Below are 24,084 nucleotides of genomic sequence, written 5' to 3' on the forward strand. Positions count from 1 at the left end.
GCTCGCCGTGGCGCGCCCGACATCGGTTGCGACCATGCGTGCGCCGCGTACGCCGCCAAGAACCCGATGATAATCATGGCCTTGCATCTTGCCTTGGGCAGTTGGCACCAATCCTGCAAAGGATGGTCCGTGGCGTCATCCACGCGGACCTCCCCACGCGAGACGGCGCGACATCCCCCAAGGAGAACGAGATGCGCATCCGTAAGAGCATGATGGCAGTGGCGGTGTTGTTGGGTATCGGCATGACCACGTCCGCCTGGGCCCAGGACCAGAGCGAGGCCGGCGACGGCGACAACAACGCGATCAACGAACAAGACAACAGCAGCGGCAACAACCGCGACCACGCAGACGCAGCGCTGGGCCTTGGCCTGTCCAACGCATCGGCCGTCAACAACAGCAGCGCGACCACCGAGATCAACAGTTCGTTCAACAGCAACCGCGCGATCGCCAAGACCTACCTGGAAGGGACGGTGACCGGCAATCTCGTGTACGGCATCGGCAACTACGCCGAGAACAGCGGCAACGCCAATGGCGCGCGCGGCGGTGACGGTGGCAAGGGCTACGGTGGGCGCGGCAGCGGCGGCGACGGTGACGGCGGCAGCGGTGGCGACAGCGGTGACGGGCTTGCCTTCAGCGGGCGCGACGGTGATTCCGGCGCCATCGGCCTGAACGGCGCGGGCAGCGACTCGGATTCCGATTCGACTGCCGATTCCCGCGCGCGCACGCGGGAGCGCGGGGACGGCGATGCGAGTTCCGACTCGTCGGCCACGTCCGACAGCAGCGCGACCGCGGATGCCACCGCCACCGGCGGCGCCACCACGGCCAGCAACGCCGGCAGCAGCGGCAACGCGAGCACCACGTCGGGCACTGGCGGCAACGGCGGCAGCGGCACCGGTGGCGCGGGCAACGGCGGCGACGGCAGCGGCGGCGACGGTGGCGACGGCGGCAGCGGCGGCAACGCCTGGGCCGACGCCGGCTCGTTCGACATGTCCAACTCGATGGACGGCACGGCCAATGCAGCCGCGGGCCTGATGGTGATGGCGCAGAACAGCGGCGCGTCCTCGCTGATCCAGCAGGGCGTGACGGTGCAGGCCAACCTGAGCGTGGGCGGTGGTGCCGGTCCGTGACCTGAGCGTGTGACCGGATGTGTGCGCCGCGGCATGACCGCGGCGCACCCGCGCTGCGCCCAGGAGCACTCCTCATGCCTGCAATCACGATCTTGATCATGGCCGGCGCCGTTGCGCTGGCGTCACCGGCACCGGATGCGGCTGCCGTAGCCGGCCTCGGCCCGGCTGTCAGCGGCGACGCGCTGCAGATGCAATCGGGCAACGTCGGCCTGGATCCGGGCATCCTGGTCGAAGTCGACAACGCCGGCACCGTGAGCGGCAACGTCGCGCATGACAACGTGACGGGCCAGAACGTGGTCGACGGCGGCGCGTTCGGCAACGCCGCGGGCATCATCACGGTGATCCAGAACAGCGGCAACAACGTGCTCATCCAGAACGGCACCGCGGTCAACGTGCAGTTTGGCGGACCCGCGCCGTGACGCCGCGCGCGGCCGCCCCGGGGCTCGTGTTGGCAGCTGCCTGCATGCTGCAGGTCGCGGCACCGTGCGCCGCGGCAGGCTCCCCGGCCGAGATCCGCGTGCCGCATGGCGGCAGCTACGCGGTTCGCGTCACCAGCCTCAAGGAGGCGCGCTACCGCACCACCATCCGCCAGCAATACGACTTCAGCTGCGGCTCGGCCGCGGTGGCGACGCTGCTCACCTTCCAGTACGGCCAGCCGGTCGGCGAGGCCGAGGTGTTCAAGGCGATGTACGCGGCCGGCGACCAGGCCCGCATCCGTCGCGAAGGCTTTTCGCTGCTCGACATGCGCGAGTACCTGCACGCGCAGGGCTTCCAGGCCGACGGCTTCGAGTTGCCGCTCGACAAGCTGCTCGAAGAAGGGCTGCCGGCGATCATCCTCATCAACGACCGCGGCTACCGCCACTTCGTGGTGGTCAAGGGCATGCGCGAAGGGCGCGTCCTGCTCGGCGACCCGGCACGCGGCACGCGGCTGCTCAAGCGGGGCGACCTGGAGCGGCTGTGGGACAACCGTGTGTTGTTCGTGGTGCACAACCGCCGCGACCTGGCGGCATTCAACGCTTCACGCGACTGGCGCGCGGCGCCGCTGGCACCGATCGCCCTCGCCGTGCAGCGGCAAGGACTGCAGGACGTGGTGATGAGCCGTCGCGGACCCGGGGACATCTAGCCATGAAGACCTTCACGACCAGGCGCTGGCTCTGGCATCTGCTGGTCACCGCGCTGCTCGCCACCGGTGCGATCGGCTGGTCGCCGCCGGCGGCATCCGCCGATGGCATGCCCGAGGGATGGACGCCGCTTGAGGCGGACCGGCTGGATGCCCTGCGCGGCGGGTACGTGCTGCCCTCCGGGCTGCTGGTGTCGTTCGGGTTCGAGCGCATGGCGTGGGTCAACGGCGAGTTGGTGTCATCGCTGCACATCGATGTGCCGGACGTGGCCAACATCACGGCCGAGCAGGCCCAGGAGCTCGCGCGCCTGGGTGAAACCCAGCTGGTCCAGGTGGGCGCCGGCAACGTGGTCGCAAGCGGCGGCGGCGCCGGCCTCGTGCTGCAGAACTCGCTTGATGGCGCCGATATCCGCGTGATGACGACGATCAATGCAGGCACGACGGCGTTGGGGATGCTGCAGGCGGTCAATTTCGGCGAAGCCATGGGCAACGCCGGCATCGGCGCGATCGGTACACCGTGAGGCATCGGGGAGTGCAAGGCATGGACATGCGGACTGGGATCCGGGCGCCGCGGCGCCGTGGCGGTTTTGTGCTGAGCGCGGCGATTTCACTGGCGCTGGTGCCGGTGCTGGCCGCGCGCGCACAGGATCCGGCGCCGGTGGGCGGCAATGACGCCAGGCTCTCGGCGCTGGAAGCGCGCGTCGAGGCGCAGGCGCGGGAGATCGATGCGCTGCGCACGCAGGTGATGAACCAGCAGGCCGCCTGGGATGCGGCGGCTTCGGGGGTCGACGCGCTGGCGCTCGATGGCCTCCGCGCCCGCGGCGCGGCAGGCCAGGCGGCGCCGGCGGGAGCGGCGCAGGACGCGACAGCGGCGCGCGGCGACGATCCGTCCGACACACGCGTGGGCCAGGCGCCGGAAAGCTACGACCGGCCGCCCGAGGTGGCGCAGATCTTCGACCAGCCCGGCGTGCTGACGCCGAAGGGCAAGCTGATCCTCGAGCCGTCGCTGCAGACGGGTTATTACGCCAACGACCGCGTGGCGCTGATCGGGTACACCATCATCCCGGCGATCCTGATCGGCCTGATCGACGTGCGCCAGGTGAAGACCACCAGCGTGACCGCGACGCTCGGCGCGCGCTATGGCCTGGGCAAGCGCTTCGAGGTCGAAGCCCGGGTGCCGTATGTCTACATCAAGGGCGATACGGTCAGCCGCGAGATCTTCACCGGCACCGCGCAGGACAGCGTGTTCACCTCCGACGGCCGCGGCATCGGCGACGTGGAGCTGAGCGCGCGCTACCAGCTGGCGAACCGCGGCCCTGAACATCCGTACTACGTGCTGTGGCTGCGCTACAAGACGCGTACCGGCAAGGATGTGTTCGACGTGGTCACCGATTGCGTGACGCGCTGCGTGTCCAACGCCACCGGCACCGGCCTGCCGCTGGAGCTGCCGACCGGCAGCGGTTTCGCCGCCCTGCAACCCGGCGTCACCTGGGTGTATGCGTCGGATCCGGTGGTGTTCTTCGGCAGCCTCAGCTACCTGCACAACTTCGCGCGCGATGACCTCTCGCGCACGGTCCTGAGCGGCGCACCGGAGGGCTTCCCGCAGACCACGACGGAGTTCATCGGCGAGGTCGATCCGGGTGACATCCTCGGCTTCAACATCGGCATGGGGCTGGCGCTCAACGAGAAGGCCGCGATCAGCATCGGCTATGACCACAGCATCGTCGGCCGCGCGCGCCAGAACGGGCACGACATGCCCGGTTCGGTGCGCGTCGTGCTGGGCACGCTGCTGCTCGGCGCCACCTACCGCCTCAGCGACCGGACCAGCCTGAACTTCGCGCTCGGCGCCGGTCTTACGCGTGACACGCCCGACGTGTCGTTGACGCTGCGGCTGCCGGTCACGTTCTAGACCGGCAATGTCATCGGGCCGGATGTGCGGCCCGATGTCCGGTCGCGCGCACGGCGCGCGTTGACTGCTGTGGACTGGGAACGAGGCGTGACCCGGGGGGGCGGGTACGGAGCGATTGCATGCCGAAAAGCGCGGAGGTGCGCGAGATTCTCCATTGGGTCGTCGCGGGTGGTGGAGACGACCACGGTTTTCCAGCGGGCGTGGTCGAGCGCGGATGGCAACCGCGCCAGGTGACCGAGCCCGACCAGGTGCTGGGGATCCTGGCCAACGCCAGTCCGCGCTGCCAGGTCGGGCTGATCGACCTGCGCGACTGCGACCGGCTTGGCGAGCGCGGCTTCAGCCGCATCCTGCCCGCGCTCGCCTGTGGCGGCGTCGGCTGGGTGGCCGGCATCTCCGAGGGCCAGCTGCACCTGGACCGCATCCGGCGGCTGGTGCTCGACCATTGCCACGACTACGTGGTGCTTCCCTGCCACGACGAACTGCTGGCCCTGGTGCTCGGCCACGCGTATGGCATGGCGGGGCTGGGTGACTGCGGCGGCGTGGGCCAGCCGGTGGCGCCGCGGCCGGAAGGCATGATCGGCGACAGTCCCGCGATGCAGGCGCTGTACCGCCGCATGCAGCGTGCCGCCATGACCGACGCGCCGGTGTACATCAGCGGCGAGACCGGCACCGGCAAGGAACTGGCCGCCACCGCCATCCATCGCCATTCGTCGCGCCACGCCGGACCGCTTGTCGTCATCAACTGCGGGGCGATCCCGGAAAGCCTGGTGCAGTCGGAACTGTTCGGCTTCGAGCGCGGTGCCTTCACCGGTGCCAACCAGCGCAAGCTTGGGCGCATCGAGCTGGCCAATGGCGGCACGCTGTTCCTCGACGAGATCGGCGACCTGCCGCTGGAATCGCAGGCGTCGCTGCTGCGCTTCCTGGAGCAGGGCACGCTGCAGCGGCTCGGCGGCCACGACGACATTCCCACCGACGCGCGGATCATCTGCGCGACCCACGTGGACCTGGTGGCGGCGGTCGCCGCCGGGCGCTTCCGTGAGGACCTCTACCATCGGCTGCGCGTGATCGAGCTGGACATGCCGCCGCTGCGCGAGCGTGGCGCCGACATCGCGCTGCTCGCCGGCTGGGCGCTGGTGCGCCACGGCCGCGAAGGGGGTGGACGCACCCGCGGTTTCAGCCGCGACGCACTGCGCGCGCTCCACGACCATGCGTGGCCGGGCAACGTGCGCGAGCTCGTCAACCGCGTGCGCCAGGCCGTGGTGATGTCCGAGGGGCCACGGATCAGTGCGCGCGACCTCCGTCTCGACACCGGGGCATGCGAGCCGACGACCCTGTCCGAAGCGCGCTGCGAGGGCGAGCGCATGGCGATCGAGCGCGCGCTGCTGCGCAACGGCCACCACCTGCAGGCGGCCGCGCGCGACCTGGCGATCTCGCGGGTCACGCTGTACCGGTTGATGATCCGGCACGGCCTGCGCGGCAGCAGGCTGGACGTCGCCGGAACGGGCTGAACGCCGTCGCGCCGTCAGCCGCTCGCCACGTTGCGCACGCCCTCGGGCAGCGCCGTGGGCCGGCCGCTGGCGCGCGCCACCCACACCATCACCACGTGGCCGTCGGCGTGCAGCACGTCGCCGTCGGCGCTGGTGATGCGATGGCCGAGGGTGACGCTGCTGGTACCCACGCGGTCGGCGGTCAGCTCGACCACGATCGACGACGGATAGGGAATCGGCTGGCGGTAGTTCATCTGCACCGCCGCGAGCAGCGGCGCCACCTCGTCGGTCACCCATTCCTGGCCCAGCGTCTCGAACCAGCGGATCCGTGCCTCTTCGAGGTAGGTCATGAAGTTGGAGTTGTTGACGTGGTTGAACGCGTCGAGGTCGCGCCAGCGCAGTTCGATGGGCATGCGATGGAGCAGCTTGCCGTGTTCGCCGGAAGCCTGGCTCATGTCGTCTTCCTTGTCTTGCGGCCGCGGGTCGGCGTGCCGGTGCGACCCCTGGAACGGAGGGGGGCGGGCTTGTCGCCGGTGGCCGCCGCCGGCAGGTGTGCGTGCGCGCCGAGCAGCGGGGCGAGGAAGCGCCCGGTGTGCGACTGCGGCATTGCGGCGATTTCTTCCGGCGTGCCCTGGGCGATGATCTGGCCGCCACGATGGCCGCCGTCGGGGCCGAGGTCGATGACCCAGTCGGCGGTCTTGATGACATCCAGGTTGTGCTCGATCACCACCACCGTGTTGCCGTCGTCGCGCAGCTTGTGCAGCACGCCCAGCAGGTGTTCGATGTCGTGGAAATGCAGTCCGGTGGTCGGCTCGTCGAGGATGTACAGGGTGCGCCCGGTGTCGCGGCGCGACAGCTCCTTGGACAGCTTGACCCGCTGCGCCTCGCCGCCCGAGAGCGTCGTCGCCGACTGTCCCAGCTTGATGTAGTTCAGGCCCACGTCGGACAGCGTCTCCAGCTTGCGCGCGATCGACGGCACCGCGTGGAACAGGTCGAGCGCGGCCTCCACGGTCATTTCCAGCACCTGGTGGATGTTGTGGCCCTTGTAGAGCACGTCCAGCGTCTCGCGGTTGTAGCGCTTGCCGCCGCACACGTCGCAGGGCACGTAGACATCGGGCAGGAAGTGCATCTCGACCTTGATCAGGCCGTCGCCCTGGCAGGCCTCGCAGCGGCCGCCGCGCACGTTGAAGCTGAAGCGCCCCGGGCCGTAACCGCGCGCGCGCGCCTCGGGCACCTGCGCGAACAGCTCGCGCAGCGGCGTGAACAGGCCGGTGTAGGTGGCCGGATTGGAGCGCGGCGTGCGCCCGATCGGCGACTGGTCGATGTCGACCACCTTGTCGAACAGGTCCAGGCCCTGGACCTCGCGCACCGGCGACGGCGTGTGCGAGGCGCCATTGATCTCGTTGGCGGCCAGCGCGTACAGGGTGTCGTTGATGAGCGTGGACTTGCCGGAGCCGGACACGCCGGTGATCGCGGTGAACAGCCCCGAGGGGATGGTCAGGTCGACGTCCTTCAGGTTGTTGCCGGACGCGCCGCGCAGCGTCAGCAGCATCTTCGGATTGGCCTTGTGGCGCAGCGCGGGCACTTCGATCCGGCGCTTGCCTGACAGGAACTGCCCGGTCAGCGAGCGCGGCGCCTTGAGGATGTCCGCGTAGCTCCCTTCGGCGACGACTTCGCCGCCATGCACGCCGGCACCGGGGCCGATGTCGACGATGTGGTCGGCCAGGCGGATCGCTTCTTCGTCATGCTCGACCACGATCACCGTGTTGCCGAGGTCGCGCAGGCGCACCAGCGTGCCCAGCAGTCGCTCGTTGTCGCGCTGGTGCAGGCCGATGGAGGGTTCATCGAGCACGTACATCACGCCCACCAGGCCGGCACCGATCTGGCTGGCCAGACGGATGCGCTGGGCCTCGCCGCCGGACAGCGAATCGGCCTTGCGCTCCAGGGTCAGGTAGTCGAGGCCGACATCCACCAGGAAGCCCAGCCGTTCGCGGATCTCCTTGACGATGCGGCTGGCCACTTCGCCCCGCCAGCCCGGAAGCTCCAGGCCGGTGAAGAAGCGCAGCGCCTCGTCGATCGGCAGCACCACCAGCGACGACAGCGGCCGTTCGGCCACGAACACGTTGCGCGCCGAACGGTTCAGGCGCGCGCCGCCGCAGTCGGGGCAGGCGCGCTCGCTGATGTACTTGGACAGCTCCTCGCGCACCGCCGCCGATTCGGTCTCGCGGTAGCGGCGCTCGAGGTTGGGCACCACGCCCTCGAAACGGTGGCGGCGCTGGCTGCGCGCGCCGCCTTCGGTGACGTAGGTGAAGCCGATGAGGTCCTTGCCGCTGCCGAACAGCACCGCCTCGCGCACGTCTTCGGGAAGCTCCTGCCAGCGGGTGTCGACGTCGAAGCCGTAGTGCCTGGCCAGCGACGCGATCAGCTGGAAGTAGTAGTGGTTGCGGCGGTCCCAGCCGCGCACCGCGCCGGCGGCGAGGCTGAGCTCCGGATGCACCACCACGCGCACCGGGTCGAAGAACTGGCTCACGCCGAGCCCGTCGCAGGTCGGGCACGCGCCGGCGGGCGCGTTGAACGAAAACAGGCGCGGCTCCAGCTCCGGCAGCGCGTAGTCGCACACCGGGCAGCTGTAGCGCGACGAGAACAGCAGCGGCGGGACGTCCTCGCCGTCCAGCGCGCGCACCTCGGCCATCCCGTCACCGAGCTTGAGCGCGGTCTCGAACGATTCCGCCAGCCGCTGGCCGATGTCGTCACGCACCTTGAAGCGGTCGATCACCGCTTCGATGGTGTGCTTCTGGCGCAGCGCAAGCGGCGGCACGGCGTCGAGCTCGTACAGTGCGCCGTCGACGCGCACCCGCACGTAGCCCTGGGCGCGCAGCTGCTCGAACACCTGCGCGTGCTCACCCTTGCGCTCGCGCACCACCGGGGCAAGCAGCATCCAGCGACGGTCGGGATCGAGCGCCAGCACCTGGTCGACCATCTGGCTGACGATCTGCGCTTCCAGCGGATAGTGGTGGTCGGGGCAGCGCGGCTGGCCCACGCGCGCGTACAGCAGGCGCAGGTAGTCGTAGATCTCGGTGATCGTGCCGACGGTGGAGCGCGGGTTGTGCGAGGTCGACTTCTGCTCGATCGCGATCGCCGGCGACAGGCCCTCGATGTGGTCGATATCGGGTTTTTCCATCACGCTCAGGAACTGCCGCGCATACGCGGAGAGCGACTCGACGTAGCGGCGCTGGCCTTCGGCGTAGATGGTGTCGAACGCGAGCGACGACTTGCCCGATCCGGACAGGCCGGTGACCACGATCAGCTTGTCGCGCGGCAGGTCGAGGTCGATGTTCTTGAGGTTGTGGGTACGTGCGCCGCGGATGCGGATGTAGTCCATCGCCATCGGGTGGGGTCCGGGTGGGGCAGGGGGAGTGGGACAGGACGGGCAGGGCAATCAGGCAGCCTACCGAGCCGGGTATTTGGGGGCAAATCCGCGGATTGCCAGCGCCTGGCGGCGTGCCGGCGCGGCTTGCCCGGGGCAGCAAAAAGGGGCCCGGCGAACCGGGCCCCTTGATTACAGCGTGTTACCGGGTGATCAGCGACGCGCGGTGTAGTTCACCGTGGTCGAGGCGCACTCGGCGGTCCCGGCATTGCAGACCTCGTACGTCGTGCTGCCGGCACCGGGGGCGCTGGCAGTGAACGTGTGCAGCAGGTAGCCGCTGTTGGCCACCGTGGCCACCGTCGCGCCATTGCGCTTGATGTCCACCTGCTCGCCGCCACCTTCCCACTTCAGCGGCACTCGGACGCGCAACGCCTTGAGCGCGAAGGCATAGGCTGCCGACACGTTGGTGGGCGGCTCGCCGGCCGGCCCGCCGACAAAGCTGCCGGTGAGGCTCACGCCCGTCGACGCGGCATAGCCGTCGAGGCGGACGAACCACTGACCCGCCTCGGGCGCGGCGATGGTGCACGTCTCGTTGCTGCCAGACAGCCATGGACGGCAATCGTAGGCCGCGTCGGTCGGGAGGCTGCCGCGGCGGACATACAGGTCCGTATCGCCGTTCGTCCCCGTCATCTGGAACTTGAGGTCGGTCGCGCCTGCCGGCACGTCGAGCACGAAGAACAGCTCCTGGTTGGTCGCGAGGCTGAGGCCCGACACGGTGACGCCGTTCTGGAGCACGGTCGTCGTCGGCGGCGGCGGACCTTCCTCGGTGTAGGTGCCGGTCAGCGTGTACCCGGCGGACGCGGTGTACGCGTTCACCCGGACATGCCACTGGCCTGCCGTGGGCGCAGTGAAGGAGCAGAGCTCCGACACCGTGCCACCCGTCCAGGGACGGCACTGCCAGATCGAGTTCGTCGGACGCTGGTTGTACTGGACGTAGATGTCCGAGTCACCCGCGGTGCCGGCGCCGAGGTTGAAGTTCAGCTGACCCTGGCCGGCCGGGACGTCCAGCACGAAGTACAGGTTGTCGTTGGCCACCATGTCCGGCAGGTCCACCGTCACGCCGCTCTGGAGTACGGTCGGCGGCGGCGGCTCCGGCGGTGCCGGCGGGGTCGGGGGCAGAGGCTCCTCGCCCCTGGCGACCGCGACGGCACGGCCGGCGTCGATCATGCTGGCGCACCAGCGCTCGGCGTTGTTGCAGCCCGCGACCAGACCGTTCGCCGCGAACGCGGTGTTCTCGAGGATGGTCTCGACCTCGGCCGGCGGCAATGCTTCGTCCGCAGCCTCCATCATGAGCGCGATGGTGCCCGCGACGTGCGGTGCCGCCATCGACGTACCCGCATACCAGGCGTACGAGTCCGCGCCCTGGCCTTCGAGTCCGGCGTTCAGCGTTGAAAGCACCTGGTTGGTGGCCGGCTGCGAGCCGCTGCCGGCCGGAGCCGCCACGTTGATGCGCGTACCGAAGTTGGTCGACGCATAGGCGGTGTTGTTCGGCCCGGTGCCCGCGACAGCGATCACGCCATTGCAGCCAGCGGGGGAGAACCCGCTCACGTTCGCGCTGGAGTTGCCGGCCGCGGCGACCACGACGGTGCCGTTCGCGATGGCGATGTCGATCGCATCCTGCATGGCGGTCGGGCAGACCGTGGTGCCACCCAGGCTGAGGTTGATGACGTTCGCGGGGGTGGCATTGGTCGGAACACCGGCCACCGTGCCACCCGACGCCCAGACAATGGCGTCGTTGATGTCGGCGAACGTGCCACCGGCATTGCCAAGCACGCGCACGTGCTGGACCTTGGCGCCATGTGCTACGCCGGCGACGCCGACGTTGTTGTCGGTAAGTGCGGCAACGGTGCCGGCGACGTGGGTGCCGTGCCAGGAGCTGTCGTACTTGTCGTCCCAGTCACCTTCGTCATTCGGGTTCGCGTCGCGACCATCGTTGTCGCGGGCGTTGGCCGGATCGCTGATGAAGTCGTAGCCGGCGATGAACTGGCCCGCGAGGTCGGCATGGTTCACCTGTCCCGTGTCGAGCACGGCGACGATGTAGCCGGCGCCGTCCACCGTATCCCAGGCTTCGACGGCGTTGATGCCCATGCCGCCGCCCTGGTAGTGCCACTGCTCGGCGAACAGCGGGTCGTTCGGCGTGAACGCGCGGTACATGCGGCCGTTGGGGTCGACGGCGCGGACCATCGGGCTCTTCATCAGCTCGATGGTCAGCTGCTTCAGGCCGTCACGGTCGAGGGCACGGCTGGTGCGGACCAGCTTTGCCCCGGTGGCCAGGTCACGGTCGACCGCGATCTGGATGCCCAGGCTCTTGCCGACGGCCTGGAGGTGGTCACGGAGGGCTGCCGCGCTGGGCTTGGCGCCCTTCTGGAAGCTGATGATGAAACCGTCGTGGGTTTCGTTGGTCGGGGCCTTGAGGTTGGTCCCGTAGGCCTGGGCCGGCTTGGAAAACACCGGGCCCTTGGCGGTCTTGGCGGGCTGCCTGCCAGCCGAGTAGGCCGCGGGTGCTGCGACCAGTGCGGCTGCAATGGCCACCGCGAGCGCGGTCGTTGTCGTGGTGCTGCGAGTGCGTCGTGTCATTTCGATCCTCTCTCCCTTTTATCGATCCGAGCGCTTTTCAGGGCGTCGGCCCTATCCACAGAGTTGCTGGTGCGACCGCAGTGGAACTTGCAGGCCTGCCCGCGGCGCGACGGTTTGCGTCGGCGGCACGTGTGGGAAGGCTGTATACGGAGGGGCGCCGGGCAAGGGCGTCGATGAGGCGCGCCGCGGGCGGATGCGCTGGCTGGCGGGGCAGGGTCGGGGGCGCGCAGCCATCGCTGGCCAACTTGGCGCTGGTCTCGCTTTGCACGAACAGAGGCCCCCGTAGACATTCATCCATCGCGGAGTCCATAGCCACCGGGCTCCGCACGCAGTCTTGACTTCCCTATGCGGCAACCCCCTGAAGCTACCGTCACCCGACGCTACTTGATGCAGCACCCCGCACGCAACCGTATTGGCTGTATTCAGGTTGATTTGACGCTAACTTCATGAATCGCCTACAATTCCGCTCCTGTCTGCCGCAAAGGTGACAGAGACCACAATAACTACATAGGAAGCTTGGTCATGTACGCAGTCCTGGTAACAGGCGGAAAGCAATACCGCGTGATGCAAGGCGAGACGCTCCGCGTCGAGCTGCTTGACGTCGAGGCGGGCAACGAGATCACGTTCGACAACGTGCTCATGCTCGGTGATGGCGAAGGCATCAAGATCGGCGACGCGCTCAAGGGCGCCACCGTCACCGCCACCGTCAAGGCCCACGGCCGCGCCGACAAGGTGCGCATCGTGAAGTTCCGCCGCCGCAAGCACCATCGCAAGCAGATGGGCCACCGGCAGCACTACACCGAAATCGAGATCACCGGCATCGCCGGTGGCGACAAGAAGTAAGGAGCAGCAGCCATGGCACATAAAAAGGGCGTAGGTTCCTCGCGCAACGGCCGCGACTCCAACCCGAAATACCTCGGCGTGAAGATCTATGGTGGCCAGGCGATCGATGCCGGCAACATCATCATCCGCCAGCGCGGTACCCAGTTCCACCCGGGCGCGGGCGTCGGCCTCGGCCGCGACCACACCCTGTTCGCGTTGATCGACGGCAAGGTCGAGTTCGCGGTCAAGGGCCCGAAGAAGCGTCGCACCGTGAGCGTGGTTGCCGAGGCCTGAGCCTGGCGCCACGATCCAGCAAGGGCCCCGCTCCGGCGGGGCTTTTTGTTGTAATCCCCCCAATCAAGCAGCGGATCCAGACATGAAACTCGTCGACGAAGCCGAAATCACCGTGACCGCCGGCAACGGCGGCAATGGCTGCGTCGGTTTCCGGCGCGAAAAATACATCCCGCTCGGCGGACCTGATGGTGGCGATGGCGGGGACGGCGGCAACGTCTGGATCGAAGCCACGCGCAACCTCAACACGCTGGTCGATTTCCGCCACCAGAAGGCGTTCCGCGCCCAGCGCGGCGAAGACGGCATGGGCCAGCAGCGCTACGGCAAGGGCGGCACCGATACGGTGATCACCGTGCCGGTGGGCACCCAGGTGCTCAACATCGACACCGACGAGGTGATCGGTGACCTGGTGAACGACGGCGACCGCCTGCTGGTCGCGCGCGGCGGGCAGGGCGGGCTGGGCAACATGCACTTCAAGAGCTCGATCACCCGCGCCCCGCGCCGGGCCACGCCGGGCGGCGAAGGCGAGCAGCGCGCGCTGCGCCTGGAACTGAAGCTGCTCGCCGATGTCGGCCTGCTGGGCTTCCCGAACGCGGGCAAGTCGACGCTGATCCGCGCGGTCTCGGCGGCCACGCCGAAGGTGGCGGACTATCCGTTCACCACGCTGTACCCGAACCTCGGCGTGGTCAGCGTGGAGCCGGCGCGGAGTTTCGTGATCGCCGACATCCCGGGCCTGATCGAGGGTGCCGCCGATGGCGCCGGCCTCGGCGCGCTGTTCCTGCGCCACATCCAGCGCACCAGCCTGTTGCTGCACCTGGTCGAAGTGGAGCCGCTCGACGGCTCCGATGCGGTTGCGCAGGTGCGCGCGATCGAGCACGAACTGGCGAAGTTCGATGCCGGCCTGATGGAGAAGCCGCGCTGGCTGCTGCTCAACAAGGCCGACCTGTTGCCGGTCGACGACGCACGCGCTCTGGCCGAGCGCATCGTGTCCGAACTCGGCTGGACCCAGCCCTGGTTCGTGGTCTCGGGCCTCGCGCACACGGGCACCCGCGACGTGATGCTCAAGGTCCAGGCGTTCCTCGACGAACAGGCCCTGCTGGCCGCTGAAGCCGCGGATGCAGCCGATGCCGCCGCTCCGGCAGCCCCGGCAGCCCCGGCCGGGGGCTGAGGTGGGCGGGGTGGAAAGGGCAGGGGCGTTTTTTTGCCACGGATTTGCGCGGATCAGCGCGGATAAAGGGCAACAACCACAACAAAGCCCCGGCCAGTCGCGTGACCTGTCCGCTCGCCTCGGACAGATCCGGGTAAATCCGCGCAAATCCGTGGCCAGGAACGCCTTTGCCCTGGCACCCCGCCCAGCCGACGCAAAAAACCCGGCCGAGGCCGGGTTTTCGGGAAGCGCCGGTACAACGGCCTCAGGCGGCAGCAAGCGCCTTGATGCGGGCGTTGATGCGGCTCTTGTGCCGGGCGGCCTTGTTGCGGTGGATCAGGCCACGCGCGCTGAAGCGATCGAGGATCGGCTGCGCGACGTTGAAGGCCTCGCGGGCGCCGGTTGCATCGTTGGCGTCGAGCGCCTTGAGCACTTTCTTGACGGCGGTGCGCAGCTGCGAACGCTGGCTGTTGTTGCGCAGGTTGCGCACGACAGCCTGCTTGGCGCGCTTCTTGGAGGACTTGATGTTGGCCACGATGGGATCCTGGAAACTGGGGTAGAGATGAGTTTGGGGTCGAGCAAGCAGGAAATTATGGGTGAATCAGGGGCTTGCGTCAACAATGCCCGCCACGCGGGGCTGCGGGCGTGACCGGGTCCGCCCCGGCACCGGGCCTGGACAGCCCGGATCCGGCCGCGGCTGCGCCGTCTGCCGCTTCGGCAAGCGGGCCAGTCGCCCCCGGTCCCGGAGGTCGCCGCCCGCGGGGTGGGCTGATGCGTTCGACCGCGGTGTTCAGTGCGATGACCCTGCTGTCGCGGATCGCCGGCTTCGTGCGCGACATGCTGCAGGCCACGCTGTTCGGCACCGGCGGCGCAATGAGTGCGTTCATTGTCGCCTACCGCATCCCGAACTTCCTGCGCCGCGTGTTCGCCGAGGGTTCGATGGCGATGGCCTTCGTGCCCGTGCTCAACGAGATCAAGGAACGCGGCGACCGCGCGGCGCTCAAGGACTTCATCGACCACATGGCCGGCGCGCTGTGTGCCGTGGTGCTGGTGGTCTGCGCCGCCGGCGTGCTGCTGGCGCCGGTGATCACCGCTCTGTTCACGCCAGGTGCGCTGGACGAACCGGAGAAGTTCTCGCAGACGGCGCTGATGCTGCGCATCACCTTCCCGTACCTGCTGTTCATTTCGATGATGGCGCTGGCCGGCTCGGTGCTCAACAGCGAAGGGCGTTTCGCGCTGCCGGCGTTCACCCCGGTGCTGCACAACCTGACGATGATCGCCGCCATGTTCTGGCTGGCACCGCGTTTCGAGGTGCAGCCGGTGGGCCTTGCCTGGGGCGTGCTGGTCGCCGGCTTCCTGCAGCTGGTGCTGCTGTGGCCGGCGCTCGGCAGGCTGGGGCTGCGGCCGCGCCTGCGCCCCGGCTTCCGCCATCCGGACGTGCGCCGGGTTGGCAAGCTGATGCTGCCGACGCTGTTCTCGTCCTCGGTGGCGCAGGTCAATCTGCTGGTGGGCACGGCATTCGCGTCGCTGCTGGCCGATGGCAGCCAGGACTGGCTGTACTACTCCGACCGCCTGGTCGAGTTTCCGCTGGGGCTGTTCGGCGTGGCGCTGGGGACCGTGATCCTGCCGCACCTGTCGCGCCGGCATGCGGCCGAAGACGCGGACGGCTACAACCATTCGCTGGACTGGGCGCTGCGCATGGCGCTGCTGGCCGGCATGCCGGCGGGCCTCGGCCTGCTGCTGCTGGCCGAGCCGGTGACGGCCACGGTCTACAACTACGGCGCGTTCACCGCGGTGGACACGCGCATGGCGGCGCTCAGCCTGACCGCCATGAGCATCGGCATTCCGGCGTTCATGCTGAGCAAGGTGCTGGCGCCGGCGTTCTACGCCCGCCAGGACATGAAGACCCCGATGCGCGCGGCCCTGCTGACGGTCGCCATCAACGTGGCGCTGACCATCGCGTTCACCACGCCGATGTGGCTGCACGACACGCCGGGCGCGCACGGTGGCATCGCACTCGCCACGGGTCTTGCCGGCGTGGCCAACGCCTGGCTGCTGTGGCGCTACCTGCGCCGCGGCGGGGTCTATGTGCCCGCCTTGGGCTGGGGCCGATTCGGCCTGCGGCTGCTGCTGGCGTGCGCGGCGATGGCGGCGGCCGTGCTGGCGATGCGCGGCTGGATCGGCGACTGGACGGCCATCGAGGGCTGGCAAGCGCGTGCCGGCTTGCTGCTGGCGACCATTGCCGCCGGCGCGGCGACCTACGGCCTGGCCCTGCTGGTGCTGGGCCTGCGGCCCCGCCACCTGCGCCACTGAGGCCGGGGGTGGAGCGCCGCCGTTATACTCTGCGGTCGACCCCACGCGGTCGCGGCGCCGGTGGCGGCCGCACCTCTCCACCCAGGACCCCATGAAGCAGCTGTTCCGCGACGTCGACGGCGGGCCCTTGTGCCCCGAGGGCAGCGTGGCCTGCATCGGCGCCTTCGACGGCCTGCATCTCGGCCATCGCGCGCTGCTGCGCCACGCGGCCGGGCGCGCCCACGCCCTTGGCTTGCCGCTGGTCGCGCTGAGTTTCGAACCCTTGCCGCGGGAATTCTTCGCGCCTGTCGCTCCACCGCCGCGGCTGGGGCTGCCACGGGCAAAGTTCGAAGGGCTGTGCGCGCTTGGTGCCGATGCCGTCGGCCTGTTGCGCTTCAACGCCGGATTCGCGGCGCTGTCGCCGGATGCGTTCGCCGAATCGGTACTGGCCGGACGCCTTGCTGCCCGCGAGGTCTGGGTGGGCCCCGGGTTCCGCTACGGCCAGCGGCGCGCCGGTGACCTCGACACCCTGCGCCAGGCGGGGCAGCGACTCGGCTTCGCCGCCGGCGAGATCGCTCCGGTCCTGCTCGACGACGAGCGCGTGTCCAGCACCCGCATCCGCGCCGCGCTGACGGCAGGCGACTTCGCCGCCGCCACGCGGCTGCTCGACAGGCCCTATGCCATCGCCGGGCGCGTGGTGCGTGGACGCCAACTCGGCCGTACGCTGGGTTTCCCCACCGCCAACCTGCGCTTCGGCGGCAAGGTGCCGGCCTTGCAGGGCATCTACGCCACCCGCGTGCACGGCGTCGGTGACCGGCCCTGGCCCTCGGTGTCGAGCTTCGGTACCCGACCCACCGTGGACGGCGTGGAGCCGCTGCTGGAAGCCCACCTGTTCGACTTCGACGGCGACCTTTATGGTCGGCGCATCGAGGTCGAGTTCGTCGCGCGCCTGCGCGACGAGGAAAAATACCCCGACCTGCCGACCCTGGTCGCGCAGATGCAGCGCGACGCCGAGCAGGCGCGCCACCTTTTGATGCAGCCCCCGCAGCGAGCGACCGCGTGACCGACGACGACAGCCAGCGCTACAAGCCGACCATCCTCCTGCCCGAGACCGCGTTTCCGATGCGCGGCGACCTGCCCAAGCGGGAGCCGGACACGCTGGCGCGCTGGGAGGGCGAGGGCCTGTACGCACGCCTGCGCACGCACGCCGCGGGTCGGCCGAAGTTCGTGCTGCACGACGGTCCGCCGTATGCCAACGGCGCCATCCACCTCGGGCATGCGGTCAACAAGATCCTCAAGGACATCATCGTCCGCTCGAAGACCGTCGCCGGTTTCGATGCGCCGTACATCCCCGGCTGGGACTGCCATGGCCTGCCGATCGAGATCGCGATCGAGAAGAAGCACGGCAAGGTGGGGGTGAAGCTCGATGCCACCGCGTTCCGCCAGGCCTGCCGCGACTACGCGCTGTCGCAGATCGAACTGCAGATGCGCGATTTCAAGCGCCTGGGCGTGCTCGGCGACTGGGACAACCCGTACCTCACGCTCGACCCGAAGTTCGAGGCCGACGAGATGCGCGCGCTGGCCAAGGTGGTCGACAACGGCCACCTGGTGCGCGGCGTGAAGCCGGTCTACTGGTGCTTCGATTGCGGCTCGGCGCTGGCCGAGGCGGAAATCGAATACCAGGACAAGCAGTCGACCGCGGTCGACGTGGCGTACCCGGCACGTGATGCGCAGGCGCTGGCGCGGGCCTTCGGCACCGAAGTGCCGGAAGGCGTCGAGATCGCGGTGCCGATCTGGACCACCACGCCGTGGACGCTGCCGGCATCGCTGGCGGTGGCGCTGGGCGCGGGGCTGGACTACACGCTTGTCGAGGGCCCGCTGGTCGAAGGGCCGGCGCATGGCGGCCGACGCCGCTGGCTGGTGCTGGCCTCGGGGCTCGAGGCGAAGGCGCTTGCACGCTACGGGGTGGACGAGGTGACCGTGCACGGCCACGCCCCGGGCAGCGCGCTCGAAGGCCAGCTGCTTGCGCACCCGTTCTACCCCGAGCGCGACATTCCGCTGATCCTCGGCGAACACGTGACCGCCGAAGACGGCACCGGCGCGGTGCATACCGCCCCCGGGCATGGCCAGGAGGATTTCGTGGCGGCCCGGCACTACGGGCTGGTCGAGAAGTACACAGCGGCGCAGCTCAACCCGGTCGACGGACGCGGCGTGTACCTGCCCTCGACGCCGGCGGCGGACGGCGTGGCGCTCGCCGGCACGCACATCTGGAAGGCCAACGACGCGATTGTTGAAGTCCTCCGTGCCAACGGCGCACTGCTCGCGCATGCCAGCCTGCAGCACAGCTACCCGCACTGCTGGCGCCACCGCACGCCGGTCGTGTTCCGCGCCACGCCGCAGTGGTTCATCTCAATGGACCAGGCGGGGCTGCGCCGCGACGCGCTCGCCGCGATCCAGGGCGTGGAGTGGTTTCCCGGATGGGGTGAAGCGCGCATCGCGGGCATGGTCGAGGGCCGCCCGGACTGGACGATCTCGCGCCAGCGCACGTGGGGCGTGCCGATCGCGCTGTTCGTGCACCGCGAGACCGGCGAGCCGCACCCGCGCTCCAGCGAACTGATGCGCGCTGCCGCCGACCGCGTCGAGGTTGCCGGCATCGATGCCTGGTACGACCTCGATCCGGCCGAGCTACTGGGCGACGAGGCGGGCGACTACGACCGCATCACCGACATCCTCGACGTCTGGTTCGATTCCGGCGTCACCCACGAGTGCGTGCTGGCCGCGCGCGGCATCGGCAAGCCGGCCGACCTGTACCTCGAAGGCTCGGACCAGCACCGCGGCTGGTTCCAGTCGTCGCTGCTCACCGGTATCGCGATCGACGGCGCCGCGCCGTACCGGCAGTGCCTGACGCACGGCTTCACGGTCGACGAGAACGGCCGCAAGATGTCGAAGTCGCTCGGCAACGGCATTGAGCCGCAGGAAATCATGAAGACGCTGGGCGCGGACATCCTGCGCCTGTGGATCGCGTCGGCCGACTACAGCAACGAGATGTCGCTGTCGAAGGAGATCCTCAAGCGCAACGCCGATGCCTACCGCCGCATCCGCAACACCGCGCGCTTCCTGCTCGGCAACCTGCACGGGTTCGACCCGGTGCGCGACCTGCGCCCGCTCGACGACATGGTGGCGCTGGACCGCTGGATCGTGCACCGCGCGTGGGAAGTGCAGGAAAAGATCGTCGCCGCATACGCGCGCTACGATTTCGCGGAGATCATCCAGGCGCTGCTCAATTTCTGCAGCGTCGACCTCGGTTCGCTGTACCTCGATGTCACCAAGGACCGGCTGTACACCATGCCGGAGGACTCGCGCGGCCGGCGCAGCGCGCAGAGCGCGATGTACCGCATCACCGAGGCCTTCGTGCGCTGGATCGCCCCGGTGCTGGCGTTCACCGCCGACGAAATGTGGAGCCACCTGCCGGGCACGCGCGAGGACAACGTGCTGTTCGCCACCTGGTACGACGGCCTGGCGCCGATGGCCGACGACGCCGCGATGTCGGCGCGCGAGTTCGACGAGTTGCTGCGCCTGCGCGAGCAGGTGGCCAAGGTGCTCGAGCCGATGCGCGCGAGCGGCGTGATCGGTGCCGCGCTGGAAGCCGAGATCACGCTCGCATGCGGCGTCGCCGACCAGAACCGGCTGTCGCCGCTGCTCGACGAACTCCGCTTCCTGCTGATCAGCGGCGATGTCGCGCTGGTGGTCGCCGATGGCGCCACCGAGATCGGCGTCAGCGCGACGGCCACCACCAAGCCCAAGTGCGTGCGCTGCTGGCAGCACCGCGGCGACATCGGCACCGTCGCCGCGCATCCGCTGCTGTGCACGCGCTGCGCGGGCAACGTCGAAGGCAACACTGAGGATCGCCAATGGTTCTGAAGCCCGCCCGCAATGCGTTGCCCTGGCTGCTGCTTTCCGCGCTGGTCATCGTGCTCGACCAGCTGAGCAAGCAGTGGGTACTCACCAGCCTGCCGGAGTACACGGCGATCCCGGTGATCGACGGATTCTGGAACTGGTACCGCACCTACAACACGGGTGCCGCGTTCAGCTTCCTGTCCGATGCCGGTGGTTGGCAGAAGTGGTTCTTCAGCATCCTGGCGTTCGGCATCAGCGGCCTGCTGGCGGTGTGGCTTTCGCGCACCCCGCGTGGTGACTGGCGCACGGCGCTGCCGTTCGCGCTTGTGATCGGCGGCGCGATCGGCAACGTGATCGACCGGATCGTGCATGGCCATGTCATCGATTTCGTCCAGTGGCACTGGCGCGATTACTACTGGCCGGCGTTCAACATCGCCGATGCCGCGATCGTCGGCGGTGCGATCGGGATCGCGCTGTTCGGGCTGATCGCAGGCAAGCCGAAGCCGGCATAAACGCGCGCCGCTCCTCCCGCAGCCCGGGAAGGGCGGCGCCCTTGCCGGGGCGGTAGAATGGCCATCATGGATATCGTGCTCGCCAACCCCCGTGGTTTCTGTGCCGGCGTGGACCGCGCCATCGAGATCGTCAAGCGCGCCATCGAGACGCTCGGCGCGCCCATCTACGTGCGCCACGAGGTGGTCCACAACCGCTACGTGGTCGATGACCTGAAGAAGCGCGGCGCGATCTTCGTCGAGGAGCTCGACGAGGTGCCCGATGGCAACACCGTGATCTTCAGCGCCCACGGCGTCTCGCAGGCCGTGCGCCAGGAAGCGGACCGGCGCGGCCTGAAGGTGTTCGACGCCACCTGTCCGCTGGTGACCAAGGTGCACTTGGAGGTCGCGCGCCAGTGCCGCGCCGGGCGCGACGTGGTGTTGATCGGCCATGCCGGGCATCCGGAAGTCGAAGGCACCATGGGCCAGTGGAACAAGGAACGTGGCACCGGACGCATCTACCTGGTCGAGGACGTCGCCGATGTCGCCGTGCTCGAGGTCTCGCAGCCTGAAAACCTGGCGTACACCACCCAGACCACGCTGTCGGTGGATGACACCCGCAGCGTCATCGAGGCCCTGCGCCTGCGTTTCCCGGCGATCCAGGGGCCAAAGAACGACGACATCTGCTACGCCACCCAGAACCGCCAGGACGCTGTGCGCGCGCTGGCGTCGCAGTGCGACCTGGTGCTGGTGGTCGGTTCGCCGAACAGCTCCAATTCAAACCGGCTCCGCGAGCTGGCCGAGCGCGATGGTGTCGAGGCCTACCTGATCGACGGTGCCGAGGAGATCGACGTGCGCTGGGTCGAAGGCCGCCGCCACATCGGCGTGACCGCCGGCGCCTCGGCGCCGGACGTGCTGGTGGAAGGCGTGCTGGCGCGCCTGCGCGAGCTGGGCGCCGTAGGCATCCGCGAGCTGTCCGGCGAGCCGGAGAACATGGTGTTCGCGCTGCCCAAGGAACTGCGCCTGCGGCTGGTGGAGTAGGGCGGCCGGGCCACCCCGGCCTGGCTCGCGCAACAAAAAGGCCGCCCGAGGGCGGCCTTTCTGCGTCACTGGTGCCGGAAATAGGAATCGAACCTACGACCTACGCATTACGAATGCGCCGCTCTACCAACTGAGCTATTCCGGCGTGGCCGCGCATTGTAGGGCGAGCGGGCGCATACGGTCAAAGCGGAAGGGCGCAGGGGCGTCGCGTCTCGCCCGACGCGACCGGTGGCCGCTATCCTGCGCCCTCTCCAACACCCCCGGGATGTCCATGGCCAAGGCGCGCACCGCCTACGTCTGCACCGAATGCGGCGCCGATTCCAGCAAGTGGCAGGGCCAGTGCGGCGCCTGCGGGGCGTGGGACACGGTGTCGGAGATCGTGCTCGAGCCTGCGTCGGCGGCCAAGGCGTCGTCGCCCGCGCGCCGTGGCGGCTGGGCCGGCAAGGTCGAGGCGCCGCAGGTCACGGCGCTCAAGGACGTGCGCCACCATGAGGACGAGCGCGTCTCCACCGGCATTGGTGAGTTCGACCGCGTGCTCGGCGGTGGTCTGGTGGAAGGTGCCGTGGTGCTGGTGGGTGGCGATCCGGGTATCGGCAAGTCCACCTTGCTGTTGCAGGCGATGGCCAGCATGTCGGGCACGCTGCCGGGGTTGTATGTCACCGGAGAGGAGTCGCTGGCCCAGGTGGCCGGCCGCGCCGCGCGGCTGGGCCTGCCGCTCGACGGCCTCAGCGCCCTGGCGGAAACCGGTGTGGAGAACATCCTCGGCCATGCCGCCAAGCTGCGGCCCCGGGTGATCGTCGCCGATTCGGTGCAGACGCTGTGGACGGAATCGATGACCGCCGCGCCCGGATCCGTCGGCCAGGTGCGTGAATCCGCCGCGCGCCTGGTGCGCTACGCCAAGGAAACCGGGACCGCGGTGTTCCTGGTCGGCCACGTCACCAAGGAGGGCGGCATCGCCGGCCCGCGCGTGCTCGAGCACATGGTCGACGCGGTGCTGTATTTCGAGGGCGACAGCGGCAGCCGTTTCCGCGTGCTGCGCGCGTTCAAGAACCGCTTCGGCGCCGTCAACGAACTCGGCGTGTTCGCGATGGGCGACAAGGGGCTGAAGGAAGTGCCGAATCCGTCCGCGATCTTCCTGTCGGGTGCCACGCGGCAGCCGGGGAGCTGCGTGATGGTCACGCGCGAGGGCACGCGGCCGCTGCTGGTCGAGGTGCAGGCGCTGGTCGATTCCTCGCCGCTGTCCAACCCGCGGCGCGTGGCGGTGGGCCTGGAGCAGAACCGGCTGGCGATGCTGCTGGCCGTCCTTCACCGCCACGGCGGCGTCATGGTCGGCGACCAGGACGTGTTCGTGAACGTGGTCGGCGGCATCCGGGTGCAGGAGACCGCGGCCGACCTGCCGGTGCTGCTGGCGGTGCTGTCGTCGCTGCGCGACCAGCCGCTGGCCGACAAGACCATCGCGTTTGGCGAGGTCGGGTTGTCAGGCGAGATCCGCCCGGTGCCCAACGGCGAAGAGCGCCTCAAGGAAGCCGCCACGCACGGTTTCAAGCGGGCGATCGTGCCCAAGGCCAATGCGCCGCGCGCGGCTGCCTACAAGGGCATGGAGGTGGTGGCGGTGGAGCGGCTGTCGGACGCGATCACCGCCGCTTCCGAATAGTCGGGCGGGCGTCAGCGCCTGCCGAGGACCATTTCCAGCACGAACTTGCTGCCGAAGAACGCCAGCACAAGCAGCACCATCGCCGCCAGCGTCCAGCGCACGGCGACCGCGCCGCGCCAGCCACGTTGCCAGCGGCCGACCAGCAGTGCGCCGAAGGCCAGCCACGACAGCACGCTCAGCACCGACTTGTGCACCAGGTGCTGGGCGAAGAAATCGTCGACGAAGACGAGGCCGGTGAGCAGGGTCGCGGTGAGCAGCACGAAGCCGACGGTGATGGTGCGGAAGAGCAGGGTTTCGAGTTCGACCATCGGCGGCAGCACGTGCAGCCAGCCGTGGAATTCGCGCCGGCGAAGGCTGCGTTCCTGCAGCCAGAGCATGATCGCCAGCACCGCGGCGACGGCGAGCGTGGCGTACGCGAGCAGTGCCGAGCCGGCATGCAGGCGCAGCGGGAGCGAGAGCTGCGACGCGCCCAGGCCACCGCCGCGCTGGCTGGCCCACGCCAGCAGCGACGCCATCGCGATCGGAAACACCACGACGCCCAGCGCCGCCATGCGGCCACGTGCGCCATAGCCTGCGGTAAGCGCGGCCATGCCCAGCCCGACGAGTGACAGCGCGGCATAAAAATGCAGGTCCACGCCGCCAACGGCGTGCCACTCGGCGGCGTGGGTGACGGCATGCGCGATCACCGCCGCGGCCGCGAAGGGTAGCCAGCCGCGCCCCACCGACGGGCCCCGGCGCAGTGAGCGGACCAGCAGCGCGGTCGCAATGGCGTAGAGCAGGGCCGCGATGAGAAGCGATGTCATCG

At 69.2% G+C, this 24,084-nt stretch carries 20 protein-coding genes and 1 tRNA gene; 15 read left to right on the plus strand and 6 right to left on the minus strand.

Features of this window, described 5'->3' with window-relative positions; genetic code table 11:
• Positions 1 to 191: 191 nt before the first annotated feature.
• The 6 genes from JGR64_RS04640 to JGR64_RS04665 all read left to right on the plus strand — a co-directional run bounded on the left by JGR64_RS04640 (position 192) and on the right by JGR64_RS04665 (position 5,664).
• Complete coding sequence (locus JGR64_RS04640) at positions 192 to 1,127, plus strand: hypothetical protein (RefSeq protein ID WP_199375391.1); 936 nt, start codon at positions 192 to 194, stop codon at positions 1,125 to 1,127.
• Positions 1,128 to 1,201: 74 nt separating this feature from the next.
• Positions 1,202 to 1,546, plus strand: a complete 345-nt coding sequence (locus tag JGR64_RS04645; RefSeq protein WP_199471952.1) for a hypothetical protein — start codon at positions 1,202 to 1,204, stop codon at positions 1,544 to 1,546.
• Between the two features lie 44 nt (positions 1,547 to 1,590).
• Positions 1,591 to 2,250 (plus strand): C39 family peptidase, encoded by a 660-nt coding sequence (locus JGR64_RS04650; RefSeq protein WP_199375393.1) that lies wholly within the window; start codon positions 1,591 to 1,593, stop codon positions 2,248 to 2,250.
• A 2-nt stretch (positions 2,251 to 2,252) separates the two neighbouring features.
• Positions 2,253 to 2,768, plus strand: a complete 516-nt coding sequence (locus JGR64_RS04655; protein ID WP_199375394.1) for a hypothetical protein — start codon at positions 2,253 to 2,255, stop codon at positions 2,766 to 2,768.
• A 20-nt stretch (positions 2,769 to 2,788) separates the two neighbouring features.
• The gene (locus JGR64_RS04660; RefSeq protein WP_199375395.1) at positions 2,789 to 4,156 is read left to right on the plus strand and encodes an acetate kinase; all 1,368 of its coding nucleotides are present in this window, start codon (positions 2,789 to 2,791) and stop codon (positions 4,154 to 4,156) included.
• A 119-nt stretch (positions 4,157 to 4,275) separates the two neighbouring features.
• The gene (locus JGR64_RS04665) at positions 4,276 to 5,664 is read left to right on the plus strand and encodes a sigma-54 dependent transcriptional regulator (RefSeq protein ID WP_199375396.1); all 1,389 of its coding nucleotides are present in this window, start codon (positions 4,276 to 4,278) and stop codon (positions 5,662 to 5,664) included.
• A gap of 14 nt (positions 5,665 to 5,678) precedes the next feature.
• Here JGR64_RS04665 and JGR64_RS04670 read toward each other — a convergent pair whose 3' ends face one another.
• The 3 genes from JGR64_RS04670 to JGR64_RS04680 all read right to left on the minus strand — a co-directional run bounded on the left by JGR64_RS04670 (position 5,679) and on the right by JGR64_RS04680 (position 11,647).
• Entirely contained in the window at positions 5,679 to 6,098 is a 420-nt protein-coding gene (locus tag JGR64_RS04670) for a thioesterase family protein (protein ID WP_199375397.1), read from the minus strand.
• Complete coding sequence (gene uvrA / locus JGR64_RS04675) at positions 6,095 to 9,031, minus strand: excinuclease ABC subunit UvrA (RefSeq protein WP_199375398.1); 2,937 nt, start codon at positions 9,029 to 9,031, stop codon at positions 6,095 to 6,097. The genes JGR64_RS04670 and uvrA overlap by 4 nt, the downstream gene beginning before the upstream one ends.
• A gap of 192 nt (positions 9,032 to 9,223) precedes the next feature.
• Entirely contained in the window at positions 9,224 to 11,647 is a 2,424-nt protein-coding gene (locus tag JGR64_RS04680) for a S8 family serine peptidase (protein ID WP_199375399.1), read from the minus strand.
• 522 nt (positions 11,648 to 12,169) lie between these two features.
• On the opposite strand from JGR64_RS04680, the gene rplU reads away from it, so the two are divergent.
• From rplU to cgtA, 3 genes are all read left to right on the plus strand, one after another.
• On the plus strand, positions 12,170 to 12,490 hold the full coding sequence (gene rplU / locus JGR64_RS04685) for a 50S ribosomal protein L21 (protein WP_199375400.1): 321 nt from the start codon (positions 12,170 to 12,172) through the stop codon (positions 12,488 to 12,490).
• Between the two features lie 12 nt (positions 12,491 to 12,502).
• Positions 12,503 to 12,763, plus strand: coding sequence for a 50S ribosomal protein L27 (gene rpmA, locus JGR64_RS04690; protein ID WP_199375401.1), 261 nt, complete (start codon positions 12,503 to 12,505; stop codon positions 12,761 to 12,763).
• An 82-nt stretch (positions 12,764 to 12,845) separates the two neighbouring features.
• Positions 12,846 to 13,928: an Obg family GTPase CgtA gene (cgtA, locus tag JGR64_RS04695; protein WP_199375402.1), complete on the plus strand. Its 1,083-nt coding sequence runs from the start codon at positions 12,846 to 12,848 to the stop codon at positions 13,926 to 13,928.
• Between the two features lie 244 nt (positions 13,929 to 14,172).
• Here cgtA and rpsT read toward each other — a convergent pair whose 3' ends face one another.
• On the minus strand, positions 14,173 to 14,442 hold the full coding sequence (gene rpsT / locus JGR64_RS04700; RefSeq protein ID WP_199375403.1) for a 30S ribosomal protein S20: 270 nt from the start codon (positions 14,440 to 14,442) through the stop codon (positions 14,173 to 14,175).
• 236 nt (positions 14,443 to 14,678) lie between these two features.
• Between rpsT and murJ the strand changes: the two genes are divergently transcribed.
• The 5 genes from murJ to ispH all read left to right on the plus strand — a co-directional run bounded on the left by murJ (position 14,679) and on the right by ispH (position 21,625).
• On the plus strand, positions 14,679 to 16,220 hold the full coding sequence (murJ, locus tag JGR64_RS04705; RefSeq protein WP_199375404.1) for a murein biosynthesis integral membrane protein MurJ: 1,542 nt from the start codon (positions 14,679 to 14,681) through the stop codon (positions 16,218 to 16,220).
• 91 nt (positions 16,221 to 16,311) lie between these two features.
• On the plus strand, positions 16,312 to 17,262 hold the full coding sequence (locus JGR64_RS04710) for a bifunctional riboflavin kinase/FAD synthetase (protein WP_199375405.1): 951 nt from the start codon (positions 16,312 to 16,314) through the stop codon (positions 17,260 to 17,262).
• A gap of 59 nt (positions 17,263 to 17,321) precedes the next feature.
• Positions 17,322 to 20,120, plus strand: a complete 2,799-nt coding sequence (ileS, locus tag JGR64_RS04715) for an isoleucine--tRNA ligase (protein ID WP_233348423.1) — start codon at positions 17,322 to 17,324, stop codon at positions 20,118 to 20,120.
• Complete coding sequence (gene lspA / locus JGR64_RS04720) at positions 20,111 to 20,608, plus strand: signal peptidase II (protein ID WP_199375407.1); 498 nt, start codon at positions 20,111 to 20,113, stop codon at positions 20,606 to 20,608. Before ileS ends, lspA begins: the two co-directional genes overlap by 10 nt.
• Before the next feature lie 66 nt (positions 20,609 to 20,674).
• Positions 20,675 to 21,625: a 4-hydroxy-3-methylbut-2-enyl diphosphate reductase gene (gene ispH, locus JGR64_RS04725; protein ID WP_199375408.1), complete on the plus strand. Its 951-nt coding sequence runs from the start codon at positions 20,675 to 20,677 to the stop codon at positions 21,623 to 21,625.
• A gap of 69 nt (positions 21,626 to 21,694) precedes the next feature.
• Here the strand turns inward: ispH and JGR64_RS04730 are convergent.
• A tRNA-Thr gene (locus JGR64_RS04730) sits at positions 21,695 to 21,770 on the minus strand.
• Between the two features lie 126 nt (positions 21,771 to 21,896).
• Here JGR64_RS04730 and radA point away from each other — a divergent pair.
• A complete protein-coding gene (gene radA, locus JGR64_RS04735) occupies positions 21,897 to 23,279 on the plus strand; it encodes a DNA repair protein RadA (protein WP_199375409.1) in 1,383 nt (460 codons plus the stop codon).
• A gap of 11 nt (positions 23,280 to 23,290) precedes the next feature.
• On the opposite strand, the gene ccsA is transcribed toward radA, so the two are convergent.
• A complete protein-coding gene (gene ccsA, locus JGR64_RS04740; protein WP_199375410.1) occupies positions 23,291 to 24,082 on the minus strand; it encodes a cytochrome c biogenesis protein CcsA in 792 nt (263 codons plus the stop codon).
• Positions 24,083 to 24,084: the final 2 nt, after the last annotated feature.

This window comes from Luteimonas sp. MC1572 (genome assembly GCF_016615815.1).
Classification (GTDB): domain Bacteria; phylum Pseudomonadota; class Gammaproteobacteria; order Xanthomonadales; family Xanthomonadaceae; genus Luteimonas.